Annotated in this window: 18 protein-coding genes; 15 read left to right on the top strand and 3 right to left on the bottom strand. The window is 67.6% G+C overall.

From position 1 onward, the window contains the following. The first annotated feature begins 25 nt into the window (after positions 1-25). The 5 genes from WIX39_RS28915 to WIX39_RS28895 all read left to right on the top strand — a co-directional run bounded on the left by WIX39_RS28915 (position 26) and on the right by WIX39_RS28895 (position 4,837). Positions 26-922, top strand: coding sequence for a dihydrodipicolinate synthase family protein (locus WIX39_RS28915; RefSeq protein ID WP_409196606.1), 897 nt, complete (start codon positions 26-28; stop codon positions 920-922). A 62-nt stretch (positions 923-984) separates the two neighbouring features. After that, a complete protein-coding gene (locus WIX39_RS28910) occupies positions 985-1,815 on the top strand; it encodes an ABC transporter substrate-binding protein (RefSeq protein WP_409196605.1) in 831 nt (276 codons plus the stop codon). Between the two features lie 40 nt (positions 1,816-1,855). Continuing rightward, positions 1,856-2,575 (top strand): amino acid ABC transporter permease, encoded by a 720-nt coding sequence (locus tag WIX39_RS28905; RefSeq protein ID WP_081267648.1) that lies wholly within the window; start codon positions 1,856-1,858, stop codon positions 2,573-2,575. A 25-nt stretch (positions 2,576-2,600) separates the two neighbouring features. Further along, positions 2,601-4,055, top strand: coding sequence for a dihydropyrimidinase (gene hydA, locus WIX39_RS28900; protein WP_409196604.1), 1,455 nt, complete (start codon positions 2,601-2,603; stop codon positions 4,053-4,055). 95 nt (positions 4,056-4,150) lie between these two features. Next, positions 4,151-4,837 (top strand): GntR family transcriptional regulator, encoded by a 687-nt coding sequence (locus tag WIX39_RS28895; protein ID WP_081267650.1) that lies wholly within the window; start codon positions 4,151-4,153, stop codon positions 4,835-4,837. Positions 4,838-4,858: 21 nt separating this feature from the next. Here WIX39_RS28895 and WIX39_RS28890 read toward each other — a convergent pair whose 3' ends face one another. Both WIX39_RS28890 and WIX39_RS28885 read right to left on the bottom strand, forming a co-directional pair. Then, positions 4,859-5,074 carry a DUF3606 domain-containing protein gene (locus WIX39_RS28890; protein ID WP_081267651.1) on the bottom strand — a complete coding sequence of 72 codons (216 nt, stop codon included), beginning with the start codon at positions 5,072-5,074 and terminating at the stop codon, positions 4,859-4,861. Positions 5,075-5,248: 174 nt separating this feature from the next. Next, a complete protein-coding gene (locus WIX39_RS28885) occupies positions 5,249-6,082 on the bottom strand; it encodes an IclR family transcriptional regulator (protein WP_409196603.1) in 834 nt (277 codons plus the stop codon). Positions 6,083-6,242: 160 nt separating this feature from the next. On the opposite strand from WIX39_RS28885, the gene WIX39_RS28880 reads away from it, so the two are divergent. Genes WIX39_RS28880 through WIX39_RS28845 form a run of 8 tightly spaced genes read left to right on the top strand, consistent with a single transcriptional unit; the run spans position 6,243 to position 13,687 of the window. After that, entirely contained in the window at positions 6,243-7,541 is a 1,299-nt protein-coding gene (locus WIX39_RS28880) for a 3-isopropylmalate dehydratase large subunit (protein WP_081267803.1), read from the top strand. Next, a complete protein-coding gene (locus WIX39_RS28875; RefSeq protein WP_409196602.1) occupies positions 7,538-8,071 on the top strand; it encodes a 3-isopropylmalate dehydratase in 534 nt (177 codons plus the stop codon). Before WIX39_RS28880 ends, WIX39_RS28875 begins: the two co-directional genes overlap by 4 nt. Positions 8,072-8,087: 16 nt before the next feature. Next, complete coding sequence (locus tag WIX39_RS28870; protein ID WP_081267654.1) at positions 8,088-8,951, top strand: branched-chain amino acid ABC transporter permease; 864 nt, start codon at positions 8,088-8,090, stop codon at positions 8,949-8,951. A gap of 13 nt (positions 8,952-8,964) precedes the next feature. Continuing rightward, a complete protein-coding gene (locus WIX39_RS28865; RefSeq protein ID WP_409196601.1) occupies positions 8,965-9,921 on the top strand; it encodes a branched-chain amino acid ABC transporter permease in 957 nt (318 codons plus the stop codon). Next, positions 9,918-10,769, top strand: coding sequence for an ABC transporter ATP-binding protein (locus WIX39_RS28860; protein WP_409196600.1), 852 nt, complete (start codon positions 9,918-9,920; stop codon positions 10,767-10,769). The genes WIX39_RS28865 and WIX39_RS28860 overlap by 4 nt, the downstream gene beginning before the upstream one ends. Then, entirely contained in the window at positions 10,753-11,496 is a 744-nt protein-coding gene (locus tag WIX39_RS28855) for an ABC transporter ATP-binding protein (protein ID WP_409196599.1), read from the top strand. Before WIX39_RS28860 ends, WIX39_RS28855 begins: the two co-directional genes overlap by 17 nt. Before the next feature lie 42 nt (positions 11,497-11,538). Continuing rightward, positions 11,539-12,753 carry an ABC transporter substrate-binding protein gene (locus WIX39_RS28850; RefSeq protein ID WP_081267658.1) on the top strand — a complete coding sequence of 405 codons (1,215 nt, stop codon included), beginning with the start codon at positions 11,539-11,541 and terminating at the stop codon, positions 12,751-12,753. 37 nt (positions 12,754-12,790) lie between these two features. Further along, positions 12,791-13,687, top strand: a complete 897-nt coding sequence (locus tag WIX39_RS28845; RefSeq protein WP_106938321.1) for an isocitrate lyase/PEP mutase family protein — start codon at positions 12,791-12,793, stop codon at positions 13,685-13,687. A gap of 27 nt (positions 13,688-13,714) precedes the next feature. Here WIX39_RS28845 and WIX39_RS28840 read toward each other — a convergent pair whose 3' ends face one another. Beyond that, positions 13,715-14,623, bottom strand: coding sequence for a LysR family transcriptional regulator (locus tag WIX39_RS28840; protein ID WP_285411414.1), 909 nt, complete (start codon positions 14,621-14,623; stop codon positions 13,715-13,717). Positions 14,624-14,794: 171 nt separating this feature from the next. On the opposite strand from WIX39_RS28840, the gene WIX39_RS28835 reads away from it, so the two are divergent. Next, a complete protein-coding gene (locus tag WIX39_RS28835; RefSeq protein ID WP_409196598.1) occupies positions 14,795-16,003 on the top strand; it encodes a CaiB/BaiF CoA transferase family protein in 1,209 nt (402 codons plus the stop codon). 52 nt (positions 16,004-16,055) lie between these two features. Next, positions 16,056-17,060: a Bug family tripartite tricarboxylate transporter substrate binding protein gene (locus WIX39_RS28830; protein WP_409196597.1), complete on the top strand. Its 1,005-nt coding sequence runs from the start codon at positions 16,056-16,058 to the stop codon at positions 17,058-17,060. Positions 17,061-17,076: the final 16 nt, after the last annotated feature.

The raw sequence follows: 17,076 nt of genomic DNA, 5'->3' as shown, positions 1-17,076 counted from the left end.
CATCCGATTTTCCAAGGACTGCCCCATGACAGCGTTCCGCGGCACCTATACGGTGCTCATCACCCCTATGACCGACGACGGCCTGCACGTGGACGTGCCGGCACTGAAGAAGCTGGTCAATTGGCAAATCGAGGAGGGAATCCACGGGCTGATCCCCTTGGGCAGCACCGGAGAGTTCCTGTCGCTGACGCCCGATGAGCGCCAGCTGGTGATCGAAACCTGCGTGAGCACTGCAGCAAAACGCGTGCCGGTGCTGATCGGCACCGGCGCGGAGTGGACCGACGAATGCGTGCGGCTGAGCCGCGAGGCGCAGAGCATGGGTGCCGACGGCGTCATGATCATTCCGCCCTTCTACAGCACGCCCACCGACGACGAGTTGTTCGCGCACTACCGCAAGGTGGCCGAGTCGATCGACATTCCGATCATGGTCTACAACAACCCGGCCACCGCCAACGTCGACCTCAAGCCGGAACTGGTGGCCCGCCTCTCGCGCATCGACAACTGCAAATACATCAAGGAGTCGACGCTCGAGGTGACCCGTGTGCGCGACATCATCGAGCTGTGCGGCGACCGCATGACCGTGTTCGCCGGCATCCTCGGCTACGAGTCGTTCTGGCTCGGCGCGCAGGGCTGGGTGGCCGTGTGTTCCAACCTGATCCCGAAGATGTCCGCGCGCCTGTTCGAGCTGGTGGCCGACGAGCGCGACATGCCCGCCGCACTCGCCCTCTACAAGCAGATGCTGCCCATCGTGCGCTGGGTGGGCGGCCACCGGTACGTCGCCGCCTCCAAGGACGGGCTCACGATGATGGGCCTGCCGGTCGGCAAGCCGCGCGCGCCCCGCCTGCCCCTGCCCGAGGCCGACGCCGCTGACTTGCGCAGCGCCCTCGCGCGCCTCGACCTGCTGGATTCGATCCACGCCTGAGCGCCCGCCCTCTTACCAGTTCACCTCGTCGCCTCGTTCGTTCATTCCTCAAGGACACTCCCATGAAACTGCTCTCCGCTCTCGCGTCGGCAACGGCACTCTTCGTCTTCTGCGCGGGCGCCGCGAACGCGCAGGCCTGCAAGTCGCCCGTGCCCGACTCGGCGCTCGTCAAGAAGGGCACGCTGACCATGTCGGTCAACCCCACCCTGCCGCCGATGCAGTTCGTCGACCAGACGGGCGCGCTCAAGGGCATGCGCGTGGAACTCGGCGAGGCCATCGCCAAGCGCCTGTGCCTCACGCCCGAATACGTCCGCATCGAGTTCTCCGCCATGATCCCGGGACTGCAGGCGGGCCGCTGGGACGTCATCAACACCGGCATCTTCTACACGGAAGAGCGCGCCAAGCTGATGCAGATGCTCATCTACGAAGACCAGGCCATCAGCATCAGCACCGCCAAGGGCAACCCGCTGAAGATCACCAAGCCGGACGACCTGTCGGGCAAGAGCATCGGCGTGGAGCTCGGCGGCTTTGAGGAGCGCAAGGCGCGCGAGCTCGACAAGCAGCTCACCGACAAGGGCATGAAGGGCATGACCATCCGCACCTTCGAGAACTTCGCCATGGCGTTCCAGGCGCTGCGCGCGGGGCAGGTCGAGGTGGCCCTGTCGATCGACTCGACGGGTGCCGAGTACCAGAAGCGCGGCGACTTCGAACGCGTGCTGCATGGCCTGTTCCCCACGCCCGTCGCGCTGGCCGCGCGCAACAAGGACCTGGCCGCCGCGATGGCCAAGGTCATGAACGACATGAAGTCCGACGGCAGCTTCCAAAAGCTGTTCGACCAGTACGGCGTCAAGGCCGTCGACGGCGCGGTGAGCGTCAAGGGGCCGGCGGGCTGAGCCCCGCCGCCATCGCCATCGAGCACACCAAGGAACACTCATGGGACAAGGCTGGAGCTGGTCGGGGTTCGTCGACTACCTGTTCAATCCGTACATCCTCAGCGGCGCGGTGACCACGCTGTGGCTCACGCTCGCGGCCATCGCGGGCGGGCTGGTCGTGGGCTGCGCGCTCGCGCTGGCCCGGCTGTCGAGCCGCCGGTGGATCGCGGGGCCCGCGCACTTCTACATCTGGGTGTTCCGCGGCACGCCGCTGCTGGTGCAGCTGATCATCATCTACACCGGGCTGCCGCAGCTGGGTCTGAAACTGTCGGTCATCGAGTCGGCGCTTCTGGGGCTGATCCTCAACGAGGCCGCCTACCTGGCGGAGATCGTGCGCGGCGGCATCCAGTCGATTTCCGCCGGCCAGACGAACGCCGCGCGCGCGGTCGGCTTCAGCAGCGCGCAGACCATGCGCTACATCGTGATGCCGCAGGCCATGCGACTGATCGTGCCGACGCTGGGCAACAGCATCAACGGCCTGCTCAAGACCACCTCGATCACCTCCGTGATCTCCATGGAAGAGCTGCTGCGCCGCACGCAGGTGTTGATTCAGGAGAAGTTCATGGTGCTGGAGCTGTTCGTGGTCGCAGCCATCTACTACCTGCTGATGACCACCGCGTGGGACTTCGTCCAGCGGCGCATCGAGCGCCACTACGGCCGTGCCTACGGCAACGCGAGCGCGCCGGCGGTGCCCGCCGAACCGGCGCTCGAGCAGCGCTAGAAAGAAAGCCTCCGGAGCACGCCTCATGACCACTTACGACCTGATCCTGCGCAACGCCGACATCGCCACCGCGGGTGACCGCTACACCGCCGACATCGGCGTGCGCGACGGGCGCATCTGCGCCATTGCGCAAGGCCTCGACGCACGCGCCGGCCACGAGATCGACGCGCGCGGCCGGCTGGTGACGCCCGGCGGCGTGGACGGCCACTGCCACTTCGACCAGCCGACCAGCGACGGCTCGCGCTTCGCGGACGACTTTCTCACCGGCACGCGCTCCGCGGCCTGCGGCGGCACCACCACCGTGCTGCCCTTCGCCGCGCAGCAGAAGGGCCACAGCATCCAGGAGGCGGTGGACGACTACCACCGCCGCGCCGACGGCAAGGCCGTGATCGACTACGCCTTCCACCTGATCGTGGCCGACGCCACGCGCGACGTGACGCAGCGCGAGCTGCCCGCATTGATCGAGAAGGGCTACACCTCCTTCAAGATCTACATGACCTACGACGACCTCAAGCTGGACGACCGCCAGATCATCGAAGTGCTGGCCACCGCGCGAAAGCACGGTGCCATGACCATGATCCACGCGGAGAACAGCGACTGCATCGCCTGGCTTACCGAGCAGCTGCTCGACGCGGGGCTCACCGCGCCGCGCTACCACAGCAGCTCGCGGCCCATGGCGGTGGAGCGCGAGGCCACGCACCGCGCCATCGCACTGGCCGAGCTGGTCGACACGCCGATCCTGATCGTGCACGTGTCCGGCCGCGAGGCGGTCGAGCAGATCCACTGGGCGCGCGGACGCGGCCTGCCGATCCATGCGGAGACCTGCCCGCAGTACCTGTTCCTGAGCGCCGAGGACCTGGGCATCGACCCCGACGATCCGATGCATGGCGCGCGCTGCATCTGCAGCCCGCCGCCGCGCGACAAAGCCAACCAGCAGTTCATCTGGAACGGGTTGTCGAGCGGGCTGTTCACCATCTTCTCGTCCGACCACGCGCCCTTCAACATGGGCGGCAGCGACGGCAAGCGCGTGGCCGGCGACGACGCGTCCTTCGACCGCATTCCCAACGGCATTCCGGGCGTGGAAACCCGCTTGCCGCTGCTGATGAGCGAGGGCGTGCTCAAGGGGCGCATCGACATTCACCGCTTCGTCGAACTCACGGCCACCAATCCGGCGCGGCTGTACGGCCTCTACCCCCGCAAGGGGACCATCGCGGTCGGCAGCGACGCCGATTTCGTCGTGTGGGACGTGTTCGCCCAGGGGCAGGAGAAGCTGCTCACCAACAGCATGCTCCACCACGCGGTCGACTACACGCCCTATGAAGGCATGCAGCTTCGGGCGTGGCCGGGCGTCACCGTCTCGCGCGGACGCGTGGTGTGGCAGGACGGCGAGTTCCTGGCCGAACCGGGGTCGGGGCAGTTCCTGCCCTGCCTGCGGCCGCGCGTGCCGAACGACGGCAATCCGCTGGACAAATGGCTTTGACGCAACCGGGCCGCACCGCGATGCGGCCCTGCTAAGCTCTCCCGCCCCCACCGGCCTGCTTCGCGGCCTCCATCGTGGCCTTTGTTCCTTTTCGCATGCCCAGCCTTCCAAGCCCCACGCAGCCTGCCACCATCACGATCGCTCCGCTGGAGGTGCGGTCCGCCAGCCTTGCCGAGCAGGCGTACGAGCGGCTGCGCACGCTCATCCTGGACCGCCAGATCTCCGCCGGTAGCCCGTTGCAGGAAGCCCGGCTCGCGGAAGACCTGCGCATCTCGCGCACGCCGATGCGCGAGGCCCTCGTGCGGCTGGCGGGCGAGGGCTTGCTGGTGCGGCGCGACGCACGCTCCTATGCGGTGCGCGCACTGGGCACCAAGGAATACTTCGACTGCATGCGTGCGCGCGAAGTCATCGAAGGCGAAGCGATCGCCATGGCAGTCGGCAAGATCACCGACGCGGAGATCGATGCGCTGGAAGCCGACATCCAGTCGCTGAACGCCGGCGAACACAGCGAGACCGAGCACTGGCATTTCGATGACCGGTTCCACCTGCTCATCGCCAGGGCCAGCGGCAACGTGGTGTTTCCGCGCCTGGTGGAAGAGCTGCGCGTCAATGCCCGGCTCTTTCGCCTGCACAGCCCGCTGCACAGGCAGCCGGAGAACCACGACGAGCACGGCGCGATCATTCGTGCCTTGCGCGCAAGGGATCCGGAAAGCGCGCGCGTGGCCATGCGCGATCACCTGCGAAGCCTGCAGGAAGACGTCAAGCGTGCGCTGACCGAGTAGGCCAGGGTAACGGCGCGCCTTCTATTTCCCCTTTCCAGCCGCGCTCGCGGTGTCCGCGTTCGTCGAGCTGCGGCTGCCCTTGAGATAGAGCTCCACATCGGCCGCCTTGTCGCCGACCTTGGCAATGGCCTGGGCCAGCTGTTCGTCGGTCACGTCGAATTCGCGCGTCCAGCGCGCGACCTGCGCTGCGTCGCTCTTGTCGATGCGGGGTGTCGTGGAATCGCCTGAATTGGCCATGAGATGTCCTGTGCGAAGTGGGTGGGGAAGTGGGTGGGTTGAGAGAAATCCGTTCGAAGCGGCTGTCCAAAAATTAGGCCGCGTGCCCTGCCCTTCTTGTAGGAGCACAAGCCCTCGCCTTGCGCGTGCGTGCCGTGGACCGGGCTTCGACCGCGCGGCTGCCCGAGCCCCCCTTCAGTTCTCTTCCACGCCCTCGTCCGAGGCCGCCGTGGCCGAGCCTGCGGTGCCCAGCATGGACGCCTCGATCTTGCGCACCTCGCGTCGCAGCTCTCGCGCCATGTCCTCGCGACGATCCGCGCCCAGCCGCCCGGAGATGGCCGCGATGCTGATCGCGCCGACGGGGTTGCCCTTCGGGAACGCCATGCCGATGGCGCCGGTACCCGGTGTCACCGCGCTGTCGAGGAACGCGTAGCCCTGTGCCCTGCCCCGTGCCACCGCCTCGCGCAGGAAGTCCGCGGTGAACGAGGCGAACTTCTCGTAGCGGTGGCCGTTGGCCTGGATGATGGCCTCGGCCTCCGCCTCGGGCATGGCGCACAGCATCGACAGGCCGCCCGCGCCCACGCCCAGCGGCCGGCGGATGCCGATGTCCAGCGGCATCGCCTTGATGGGAAAGTCGCCGAGCGCGCGGTTGGTGCACACGGCCTCCATGCCGCTGCGCTCGCTGAGATAGAGCGTGTCCTGCGTGACGTCGGCCAGCCGGTGCAGTGCACCGTCGCACAGGTCGCTCAGCCGGTAGCGCGGCCGCGCGAGCAGGCCCAGCTCATGCAGCAGCGGACCGAGAAAGTATTTGCGCGTGGCCACGTCGCGGTCGACCAGGCCTTCGATCTCCAGCCGCGCCAGCATGCGCGCGCAGGTCGATTGCGGCAGGCCGCTGGTGGCCGCGATCTCGCCGATGCGCATGCCGCGCCGCCCGCGCGACGCCACAACGCGGAGCATGCCGACCACGCGCTCGATGCTCTGCGTGCCGGTGCGAGTGCTCTCACCTTGTGGCGATTGTTTGTCCGCCATGTCTGGCCTCCTGCTTTTGTCACCTGGGTGTCGCTTTATATTGCATCCACATTGTGGATATTTAAGGGTTAACCTCATCCGGAGCCATACCGCTGCTCATCTGTAATTCATGGAAGACGGCAATACATGCCGCCACATTGTGGATATCCAAGGAATGCAGATGCCCCAGACGATGACCGAAAAGATCCTGGCCCGCGCGGCCGGGCTTGCCAGCGTTCGCGCCGGCGACGAAGTGCTGGCCCGCCCCGACTTCGTGATCGCCTACGACTTCCCCGGCTACACCGACGTGTTCTTCAAGGAGGCGCGTGAAGAGTTCGGCGTGGACAAGGTGCCCAGCCCCGAACGCTTCGTGCTCTTCATCGACCACATGGTCCCGGCCACCGCGCCCAAGGAAGAAGAGCTGCACAAGGTCACGCGCGCCTGGGGCAAGGAACAGGGCGTGCCGGTGCACGAGCGCGAAGGCATCGGCCACCAGGTGTCGGCCGAGCTCGGCTACGCCACGCCAGGCGCCTTCGCGGTGCACTTCGACGGCCACGTGAGCCAGCTCGGCGCCTTCGGCACGCTGGCGATGGGCGCGCGCAAGAGCGTGCTTGAAACCTTCGTGAGCGAGACCATGGCGCTGACCGTGCCCGGCACGGTGAAGATCGAAATCACGGGCACGCTGCAGCCTGGCGTGATGGCGCGCGACGTGTTCCACCACATGGTGCGCGTGCTCGGCCCGTCGTCCTGCCGCTTCAAGGTGGTGGAGCTGTGCGGCCCGGTGATCGACGCGATGAGCATCGAGGGCCGCCAGACCATCTGCGGCCAGGCCATGTTCCTCGGCGCGACCACCATGCTGATCGCACCCGACGCGAAGACGCTGGCCTACGCCGAGGGCCGCTCGAAGATCGCGCTCGCGCCGGTGTACCCGGACGCCGGCGCCGTGTACGACCGCGAGGTCAGCATCGACGTGAGCGACCTCACGCCCATCGTGGTGGCGCCGCCGAGCCCCGCGAACACGCGCGACCTGAGCGAGTACGCGGGCCTGGAGGTGCACACGGGCTACCTCGGCTCCTGCGCCAGCGGCCGGCTGGAGGACCTGCGCGCCGCGGCCGACGTGCTGCGCGGGCGCCGCATCAAGCCCGGCTTCCAGCTGCACGTGGTTCCGACGTCGCAGGCGATCATGTCGCAGGCCGCCAGGGAGGGGCTCATCGCGACGCTGGTGGATGCCGGCGCGTTCATCAGCTCGTCGAGCTGCGACTACTGCTACGGCCGCATCGCGACCATGACCGACGGCCAGCGGGCGGTTTCCACCGGCACGCTCAACACGCCCGGGCGCATGGGCAGCGCCGACTCGGAGATCTTCATCTGCAACGCGGCGGTGGTCGCGGCTTCGGCGCTCGAGGGCTGCATCGCCGACCCCCGGCCCTACCTGGCGCAGGCTGCGCAGGCCCGCGCCCTCGAAGGGAGCGCCGCATGAGCATGCCGAACCTGCAAGGCCGCGCGGCCTGGATCTTCGAGGAAGACGACTTCGACATCGACCTGATCGTCGGCATCAAGAACATCAAGATCACCGACATCCACGAGCTCGCCGCCGTCACCATGACGAGCTACGACCCCGCCTTTGCCGCCTCGGTGAAGAAGGGCGACCTGCTGGTGGGCGGCCACAACTTCGGCTACGGCCATCCGCACTATCCGGCGATGCGCGCGATGCGCCACCTGGGCGTGGCGGGCGTGATTGCCGAGTCTTTCTCGCCGGGTTTCTTCCGCGGCGAGATCAGCATGGGTTTTCCGCTCGTCACCTGCCCCGGCATCCGCGAGATCACCAGCCGCTGGGACGAACTGAAGGTCGACTGGGACGCCAGCACGGTGACCCATGTGGCCAGCGGCAGGTCGCTGCCCTTCGAGCGGCTGTCCTCCGTGGAGCGCGGCACGCTCGAAGCCGGCGGCTTCATCCCGTACCTGAAGGCACGGCTCGCGCGGCAGGGCGAAACCCCTGCGGCCGCCTGAGCCCGGAGCGCAACGCATGCTGCAGATGATCGTGAGCGGCGTCGCCCTGGGCGCCATCTACGGGCTCATCGCCCTGGGCATCGTGATGGTGTTCAAGGCGACGGGCATCCTCAACTTCGCGCACGGCGAGGCGGCCATGCTGTCGGCGTTCACCGCGTACACGCTGGTGCGGCTGGGCCTGCCGATGTGGGCCGTGGTGCCCATCGTGCTGCTGTTCGGCGCGGCACTGGGCATGCTGATCGAGCGCTTCATCATCCGGCGCTTCATCGGCAAGGCGCTGCTGTCGTCGGCCATCTGCACGCTGGGCCTGTTCCTGATCTTCGGCGACCTCGCCATCTGGATCTGGGGCAAGGACACGCAGGAGCTGCCGAGCGTGTTTCCCGCCGCGCCCATCGACGTGGGCGGCGTGATCGTCTCGGGCATCGACCTGGGCATCGTGGGCGTGTGCGCCGCGCTGGCCGCAGCGCTGTTCGCGTTCTTCCGCTTCACACGGCTGGGCATCGCGATGCAGGCGACCATGGAGAACCCGACGGCCGCGCGGCTCATGGGCATTCCCATCAAGCGCATCTACTCGCTGGCGTGGGCGCTGTCGCACGTGATCGCGGCGGCCGCCGGGCTGCTGATCGCGCCGCTGACCTTCGTTCATTTCTCGATGATGCAGAGCGCCCTGCACTTCGCCTTTGCAGCGGCCGTGCTCGGCGGCATCGGCAGCATGCCGGGCGCGCTGCTGGGCGGCGTGATCATCGGCGTGACTTCCAACCTCACCGGCGCCTACCTGTCCTCCGAATGGAAGGACGCGGTGCCTTTCATCGTGATGCTGGCCATCCTGATCCTGCGCCCGCACGGGCTGCTGGCGCGGCGCCAGGTCAAGAAAGTCTGAGCAGGCACATCCCATGACACGCATCTTCGACTCGCGGCCCTGGCTGGCACCGCTGGTGTTCATCGCGCTCTTCGTGCTCGCGCCGCTCATCCCCGGCGGCTATGTGCTCTACATCTTCACGCTGGTGCTGATCTACACGCTCGCGTCCTTCGGCACCAACATCCTCACCGGCTACACCAACCTGATCTCGATGGCCGGCGCGGTGTTCTTCGGCATCGGTGCCTATGGCAGCGCCATTCTCACGACCCACTTCGGCGTGCCGCTGGTGCTCTCGATGCTCATCGCCGCGGCGATCGCCACCGTGGTGGGCGTGCTGCTGGCGCTGCCGGTGCTGCGCCTGGAAGAGGTGTTCCTGGCGATCGCGACGCTGGGCTTCGTGATGATCTCGGTGGAGATCGCCAAGTCCGGCGGCGAGCTCACGGGTGGCGAGAACGGCATGGGCGCGCCCGGGCCCACGCTGTTCGGCTTCGCGCTCGGCGAGCGGGCCTACCACCTGTTCGTGGCGGTGGTGCTGGGCGCGGCGCTGTGGGTGGCGCGCAACCTGTCGCAGAGCCATTTCGGACGCGGCTTTCTCGCGCTCAAGGGCAGTGAAACGGCTTCGCGCGCGCTAGGGCTCAACGCGACCAGGCTCAAGCTCATCGCCTTCGGCGTGTGCGCCTTCTACACGGGACTTTCGGGCGCGCTGTATGCGCCGGTGGTGCGCTTCATCGACCCGTCGCTGTTCAACATCATGGTGTCGATCAGCTTCGTGTCGATGGTGATCGTGGGCGGGCTGGGCTCGATCATGGGCTCGGTGCTGGGGGCGGTGTTCGTCATCGGCGCGCCGCAGCTGCTCACCTATTTCGGCTTCGACCAGTTCCAGCGCGCGCTGTACGGCGTGGCGATGATCCTGGCGCTGATGTTCCTGCCCGACGGGCTGGCCAGCCTGCTCAAGCGCAGGAAGCTGCCGGGCGCGGAGGTGCCGCGATGAGGGCACTGATCGAAGGCACGCCCGTCGCGACCCGGGCCCGGCCGGTCCCCGGCACCGCGCCCCTGCTGCGCCTGTCCGACGTGCGCATGAGCTTCGGCGGCATCGTCGCCGTGCAGGATGTCGGCTTCGACGTGATGCCCGGCACCGTGCATGCGCTGATCGGCCCGAACGGCGCCGGCAAGACCACGATGCTCAATTGCATCAGCCGCTTCTACACCCCGCAGAAGGGCACGATGCGCCTGCGCACGCCCACCGGCGAACACGACCTGCTCAAGTGCAAGGCACACCAGATCTCGCGCCTGGGCATCGCGCGCACCTTCCAGAACCTGGAGCTGTTCTCGGAACTCACGGTATTCGACAACGTGCTCATCGCGCGCTCCGGCGCCATGCGCTGCACGCTGGCCGAGGCGCTGCTGCGGCTGCCGCGCCAGCGCCGCGAGGAGCGCGAGCAACGCGAACGCACGCAGCAGATCATCGACAGCCTGGCACTGGGCGCTCACGCCCACACGCTGGTGCGCGACCTGCCCTACGGCACGCAGAAGCTGGTGGAGCTGGCACGCGCCATGGCGCTGGAGCCGGTGCTGATGCTGCTCGACGAACCGGCCGCCGGCATGAACAACCGTGAGATCGATGCGCTGGGCGACACGCTGCGCCGGCTGCAGCAGGCCACGGGCGCGACGCTGCTGCTCATCGAGCACAGCATGCCGCTGGTGATGTCGATCTCCGACACCATCACCGTGATGCACAACGGCGCCTTCCTGGCGCAGGGCTCGCCGCGCGAGATCGAGCAGAACCCGGCCGTGGTCGAGGCCTATCTCGGAGGAGGCAAGAGTGGCAAACGCCGTTGAATCCCCCAAGCGCGCAGGCACGCTGCTGCGCGTGGACAACCTGAGCGCCGCCTACGGCAAGATCCGCGCGCTGCACGGCGTGTCGATCGATGTGCCGGCCGCGGGCATCGTGTGCGTGCTGGGTGCCAACGGCGCGGGCAAGACCACGCTGATGCGTGCGCTCTCCGGCCTGCTGCCGGTGGCCGGCGGCACCGCCGTCTTCGACGGACAAAGCATCGCCAACGTGCCGGCGGAACAGCTGGTGCGCCGCGGCGTGGTGCACGTGCCTCAGGGCCGCATGGTGTTCGCGCAGCTGTCGGTGAAGGAAAACCTGGTGCTCGGCGGCTACACCCGACCGGCCGCCGAGGTGCGCGAGGACATCGACCGCGTGCTCGGCTACTTCCCGCGTCTGAAGGAGCGCATCACCTCGCGCGCGGGCACGCTGTCGGGCGGCGAGCAGCAAATGCTGGCCATTGCGCGCGGCCTGCTGGCCAAGCCGCGCCTCCTGATGCTCGACGAGCCCTCGATGGGCGTGGCGCCCATCATGAAGGACGCCATCTTCTCCACGCTGCGCGACATCCGCGATCGCGAGCGGCTCACGCTGCTGATCGTGGAGCAGGACGCCGACATCGCGCTGGACATATCCGACGAAGGCTACGTGATCGAGACCGGCCGCGTCGTCATGCACGGGCCGGCGGCCGAGCTGGCCGGCAACGAGGACATCCGCCGCGCCTATCTGGGCGGCTGAGACGCACCTATTTCCCCCCATCAACGACAGGAGACACACCCGATGAAACACATTGCTTCGCGCCGCACGGTGCTCGCCACCACCGCCGCGCTGCTGGGCGTCGCCGCGCTGCCCACGCTCGCCCTTGCGTTCGAGAACAAGGCCGAAGGCGTTCTCGACAAGGAGATCGTGCTGGGCTCGTCGCAGCCGATGTCGGGCACGCTGGCCTACATGGGCAAGGCGGTGGACGAAGGCATCCGCACCTACTTCGACATGGTGAACGAGCAAGGCGGCGTGAACGGCCGCAAGATCAAGCTCATCACCTATGACGACGAGCTCAAGCCCGCGAAGTCGGTGGCCAACGCCAAGCTGCTGGTCGAGCGCGACAACGTGCTTGCGATGGTGGGCAACATCGGCCACGCCACCAACATCAGCGCCTACGAATACAGCGCCACGCGCAAGGTGCCGACCATCGGCGCGCTGAGCATCTCGGACCTCACGAGCACGCCGCCGCGCGAATTGCTCTACGTGCTGCCTTCGCCGCAATCGACGGAGACTGCTGCCTACATCGACTACGCGGTGGAGAAGCTGAAGGCGAAGAAGATCGCGATGCTCTACCAGAACGACGGCTGGGGCAAGCCGGCCTACGACATCGCCATCAAGCAGCTCGACAAGCATGGGCTGAAGCTGGTGGAGGCGCAAAGCTTCGAGCGCTTCGCCACCGACATCACCTCGCAGGTGTTCAAGCTCAAGCAGGCCGAGCCCGACGTGGTGATCGTCTATGCGCTGGGCCAGGAGGCGGTGCTGTTCTTCCGCGGGGCCGAAAAGCTCGGCTGGAAGCCGACCGTGTTCGGCGCGGGCGGGCTGAACGACCCCAAGTTCGTCGAGCTGCTGGGCAAGAGCCCGGCCAAGCTGTACGTGGCCTCCTACTACGACGCGGTGGAAGGCGACAACCCCGCCATCAAGGACTTCTTTGCGCGCTACACCAAGCTGTACCCCAAGTCGGCCCCCTCCTCCACGGCGCTGATGGGCTACTCGGCCGCGGCCGTGACCGTCGAGGCGCTCAAGCGCGCGGGCAACGAGCCCAGCCGCGCCAAGGTGGTGGCTGCGCTGGACGGGCTGTCGGGCTTCGACCAGAAGATCGGGCCGAAGATTTCTTTCCAGCCCATCAGCGCTGGCGGCTATGCGCGGCGCGGCCAGACCGGCGTGGCGCTGATGGAGCTCAAGGACCAGAAATTCGTTTCGCTCGGCGGCTACATCGATCCCGTCAAGCGTTGATTCCCGCCCGCAACAACCGCAAGGAGCGACTCTTTCAATGACCTCAGTTCGCAAGACGATGCGTGCGCGCATCACCTCCGGCCCCACCTTCTGGATGGCCGGCGCGCAGGACGCGCTGTCGGCCCTGCTCGTCGACCAGTCGGGCTTCGACGGCATCTTCACCACCGGCTTCGGTATCTCCGCGTCGCTGCTGGGCCAGCCCGATGTCGAGCTCTACACGCTCACCGAGAACGTGGGCGTGGTCAACCGCATCGCCAACATCGTGCGCAAGCCGATATTCGCCGACGCCGACACCGGCTACGGCAACGTGATCAACGTGGCGCGCACGGTGCGCGAGTTCGAGAAAACGGGCGTGGTGGCCATCTCCATCGAAGACCAGTTCAGCCCCAAGCGCTGCCCCGCGGCGGCCAGCACCATGCCGCTGGTGCCGGTGCGCGACGCGGTGGCGAAGATCCGCGCGGCGGTGGACGCGCGCCAGGACCCCGACTTCCTGATCGTGGCGCGCACCGACGCCATCGACCCGGCGGAGGCGACCGACCGTGCCTGCCAGTACGCCGAAGCCGGCGCCGACCTGATCCAGCCGATCTCGCGCACCTTCAAGGGCTTCGACGACCTGGTGAAGCTCAAGGAGGCCACCGGCCGGCGCCTCTCGCTGCAGCTGATGCAGGGCCTGTGGATGGCCAGCCTGAGCCGCGCGCAGATCGAGTCGGTGGCCGCCTTCGCGACCTATCCCATCGTCACGCTCATGAGCACGGTGCATGCGCTGCAGGCCAACCTGGAGGTGCTGTCGCAGCGCCGCACCGGCGACGTTGATGGCCTGCCCGGCGGCCAGACGACGATGCCGGCGTTCAAGGAAATCATCGGCTGGAACGCGGTGGAGGAACGCCAGGCGTACTACGAGGTGGATGCGCCGGCGCACAAGCGCGCGGCCTGAGGGGCTCGCCGTGCGGGCTCGCGCGCGTCAGTCCATGCGCGGGCGCGATCCCTGTTCCCTTTCCACGAGAAAGTCGATCAGCGTCCGCACGGCCTGCGTCTGGTACCTGCTCGGCACGTAGAGCAGAAACTTCTGCGTCGACAGGAAGTCCAGGTCTTCTTCCTGCAACGCCAGCGCCTGCATTTCTCCGCGCGCAATGGGCGCCTGCACCATGTAGTCCGGCAGCAGCCCCACACCCAGGCCCTGCGCGATCGCGTCGCACAGAAAATGAAAGTTGGCCGAAATCAGCCGAGGCCGGGTCTGCAATGAACGGTGGCCGCCGGCCTGCCCGCCGGCCATGCTCAGGCGCTCGCTGGTCTGCTGCGAGGTGATGAGCGGCAGCCGCTTGAGTTCTTCCAGGCTCGTCGGCATTCCATGCCTTGCGATGAACGACGCAGTCGCACACGCCACGTACCGCACGCGCCCCAGCTCGCGGGCAATCAACTGCGCCGGTGGCTCGGCCATGACGCGCACCGCGAAATCGACCGAGCCCTTCACCAGCTCCTCGATGTCGTTGTCGAAGATCACGTGCAGCGTGATCTCCGGATGCCGCTCCATGAACTCCGCCAGCCACCCCGACATGCGCAGCTGCCCGTAGCCGCTGGGCACGCTCAGGCGGATCATTCCCTGAAGGCCCTTGCCGAGGCTGCTCACGGCTTCGGCCGCGGCCTTCACCTCGTGGCGTACGGCACGCCCGTGCTCGTACAGCTTCATGCCCAGCTCGGTGGGTTCCAGCTGGCGCGTGGTCCGTCGCAGCAGCTGCGCACCGAGTTCACGCTCGAAGCGATTGATCCGCTGGCTCACGTTGGCCCGGCTCATGCCCAGCATGGTGGCGGCCTTGCTCAGGTTGCCGGCTTCGATGATGTCGACCAGCAGGCCCAGGGCTTGAACATCCATTGTCAATTTCAGATTTACATCAACGTCAAAAAACCGAACGATTGTAAATTTTCAGGCGGCGGCAAATAATCCGTGCATTCCCTGCCAGCCGCCCGCACGCATCGCAAGGCCCGTCCTGCGGTCGCCGTCCGTCTTCGCTCGTTCTCGTTCGCCTTCGCCCGTCCGTCCCCCATGCCTCAAGCCGCTCCCGTCCAGCCCCTGGCTGGCCTACGTGTTCTCGACCTGTCCCGCGTGCTCGCGGGCCCGATGTGCGCCATGGCGCTGGCCGACCTGGGCGCCGACGTCATCAAGGTCGAGCACCCCAGCCGCGGCGACGACACGCGCGACTGGGGCGTGCGCGTGGGCACCCGCAACACCTCGTATTTCAACAGCGCCAACCGCAACAAGCGCTCCGTCACCATCGACCTGCAGTCCGCCGCGGGCGTGCAGATCGCGCGCGAACTCGCCGCGAAATCTGACGTGGTCATCGAGAACTTCAAGGTCGGCGGCGCCGACAAGCTGGGCCTGGGCTACGAGCAGCTCAGCGCGTCGAACCCGCGCCTGGTCTACTGCTCCATCTCCGGCTATGCGCGAAGCACGTCGGAGGCACAGCGCCCGGGCTACGACCTGCTGGTGCAGGGCGAGGCCGGCATCATGGCCATGAACGGCGAAGCGGGCCAGGGGCCGCTGAAGTTCGGCGTGGCCGCGGTCGACATGTTCACCGGCATGTACGCGGGCCAGGCCATCCTCGCCGCGCTGTACGAGCGGCACGCCACGGGACGCGGGCGCCATGTGCAGATGGCGCTCTACGACTGCGGCCTGATGATCACCTCTTACTACGGCATGGAGGCCCTGCTGAAGGCGGGCGATCCGCCCAAGTTCGGCAACGCGCATCCTTCGATCGTTCCCTACGGCGTCTTCGATGCCGCGGACGGCCCGGTGGTCATCACCGTGGGCAACAACGGCCAGTTCGTGCGCTTCTGCGAGCAGGTCGTCGGCCGGCCCGAGTGGGCCGCCGACCCCCGCTTCGCCACCAACACCGAGCGCTCGGCCAACCGCGAGATCCTGCTGCCGCTGGTGCGCGAAGCCCTGCGCGGGTTGAGCCGCCGCGAGTTGCTCGCCAGCCTGGCGGCGGCCGGCATCCCCTGCGGCGAAGTGCTGGGCATGTACGAGGCGCTGACCTCGCCGCGCACCGCCCAGGCCAACCTGCTGCACCACTTCGACGACGCGGAAGCCGGGCCGCAGAGCGTGCTCGCGCCCCCCTACGTGATGGACGGCGAGCGCACGCCCGTGCGCCGGCCGCCACCCCACCTGGGTCAGCACACCGACGAGGTGCTTCGCGAAGTGCTGGCCATGGACGACCAGGCCATTGCCGCGGCGCGCGCGCAGCAGGCGATCTGACCCGCCGCGGCCGCACGCCAGGACACCCTTTCATCTTTCAGAAAGAACAGACATGAACCAAACTCACATCATCAGCCGCCGCCACCTGCTGGCCACCGGCGCCGCAGGCGCACTTTCCACCCTGGGCCTGCCGTCGTTCGCGGCAGACGCCGAATGGCCGGGCAAGATCGTCAAGATGGTCGTGGCCTTCCCCGCTGGCGGCCCGACCGACACGGCCGCGCGCATCACTTCGCAGAAGCTCGGCGAACGCCTGGGCACCTCGATCATGGTGGACAACCGCCCCGGCGCGTCCGGCTCCATCGGCACGGCCCAGTTCATCAAGTCGCCGGCCGACGGCAACACGCTGTCGATGTTCGGCATGCCGGCACTGCTGGCACCGCTGCTGTACAAGAACGGCGCCTACGACGTGGAGAAGGACTTCATGTGCGTGGCGACCGTGTACGACCTGCCCATGGCCATCGTCGTCAACCCGACGCTGATGCCGGGCGTGGACTCGCTGCAAAGCCTCATCGCCCATGCCAAGGCCGCGAAGACGCCGCTGAACTACACCAGCTCGGGCGCGGGCAGCTTCGGCCACCTGGCCATGGAGCAGCTGAAGGACCTGGGCGGCTTCGACATGCAGCACGTGCCCTACCGCGGCAGCGCGCCGGCCGTGACCGACCTGCTGGGCGGCCAGCTCGGCGTGATGTTCGCGGACGTGGTCGCGGCCCTGCCGCACATCAAGTCGGGCAAGCTGCGCGCCGTTGCCGTGAGCTCGCCGCGCGGCAACGTGCTGCTGCCCGGCGTGAAGACGGTCTCGGCCCAGGGCTTCCCCAACTTCGACTTCGATTCGTGGGGCGGCCTCATCGCACCGCTGGGTACGCCCGCATCGGTGGTGGCACGCATCAACAAGGAGCTCTCCGACATCCTGTCCAAGGACAAGGACGTGCAGGACAAGCTGGTCCACGCCGGCGCCATCGCCGCGTACCAACCCGCCGCGGCCATGCGCAAGCGGCTGTCCGCGGATGCCGCGCGCTGGACCAAGGTGGCCAAGGACAAGAACATCAGCGCCGTCTGAGTCTTCGCGGCCCGAC

Source organism: Variovorax sp. AB1(2024) (assembly GCF_037482385.2).
GTDB lineage: Bacteria > Pseudomonadota > Gammaproteobacteria > Burkholderiales > Burkholderiaceae_C > Variovorax.
The sequence above is the reverse complement of the archived record's forward strand: the minus strand, read 5'-3'. Positions and strand labels throughout refer to the sequence as shown.

Bases quoted from the DNA above. Each gene is read 5' to 3' on its own strand.
- WIX39_RS28915 (WP_409196606.1), top strand. From the start codon at position 26: ATGACAGCGTTCCGCGGCACCTATACGGTGCTCATCACCCCTATGACC.
- WIX39_RS28910 (WP_409196605.1), top strand. From the start codon at position 985: ATGAAACTGCTCTCCGCTCTCGCGTCGGCAACGGCACTCTTCGTCTTC.
- WIX39_RS28905 (WP_081267648.1), top strand. From the start codon at position 1,856: ATGGGACAAGGCTGGAGCTGGTCGGGGTTCGTCGACTACCTGTTCAAT.
- hydA (WP_409196604.1), top strand. From the start codon at position 2,601: ATGACCACTTACGACCTGATCCTGCGCAACGCCGACATCGCCACCGCG.
- WIX39_RS28895 (WP_081267650.1), top strand. From the start codon at position 4,151: ATGCCCAGCCTTCCAAGCCCCACGCAGCCTGCCACCATCACGATCGCT.
- WIX39_RS28890 (WP_081267651.1), bottom strand. From the start codon at position 5,074: ATGGCCAATTCAGGCGATTCCACGACACCCCGCATCGACAAGAGCGAC.
- WIX39_RS28885 (WP_409196603.1), bottom strand. From the start codon at position 6,082: ATGGCGGACAAACAATCGCCACAAGGTGAGAGCACTCGCACCGGCACG.
- WIX39_RS28880 (WP_081267803.1), top strand. From the start codon at position 6,243: ATGCCCCAGACGATGACCGAAAAGATCCTGGCCCGCGCGGCCGGGCTT.
- WIX39_RS28875 (WP_409196602.1), top strand. From the start codon at position 7,538: ATGAGCATGCCGAACCTGCAAGGCCGCGCGGCCTGGATCTTCGAGGAA.
- WIX39_RS28870 (WP_081267654.1), top strand. From the start codon at position 8,088: ATGCTGCAGATGATCGTGAGCGGCGTCGCCCTGGGCGCCATCTACGGG.
- WIX39_RS28865 (WP_409196601.1), top strand. From the start codon at position 8,965: ATGACACGCATCTTCGACTCGCGGCCCTGGCTGGCACCGCTGGTGTTC.
- WIX39_RS28860 (WP_409196600.1), top strand. From the start codon at position 9,918: ATGAGGGCACTGATCGAAGGCACGCCCGTCGCGACCCGGGCCCGGCCG.
- WIX39_RS28850 (WP_081267658.1), top strand. From the start codon at position 11,539: ATGAAACACATTGCTTCGCGCCGCACGGTGCTCGCCACCACCGCCGCG.
- WIX39_RS28845 (WP_106938321.1), top strand. From the start codon at position 12,791: ATGACCTCAGTTCGCAAGACGATGCGTGCGCGCATCACCTCCGGCCCC.
- WIX39_RS28840 (WP_285411414.1), bottom strand. From the start codon at position 14,623: ATGGATGTTCAAGCCCTGGGCCTGCTGGTCGACATCATCGAAGCCGGC.
- WIX39_RS28835 (WP_409196598.1), top strand. From the start codon at position 14,795: ATGCCTCAAGCCGCTCCCGTCCAGCCCCTGGCTGGCCTACGTGTTCTC.
- WIX39_RS28830 (WP_409196597.1), top strand. From the start codon at position 16,056: ATGAACCAAACTCACATCATCAGCCGCCGCCACCTGCTGGCCACCGGC.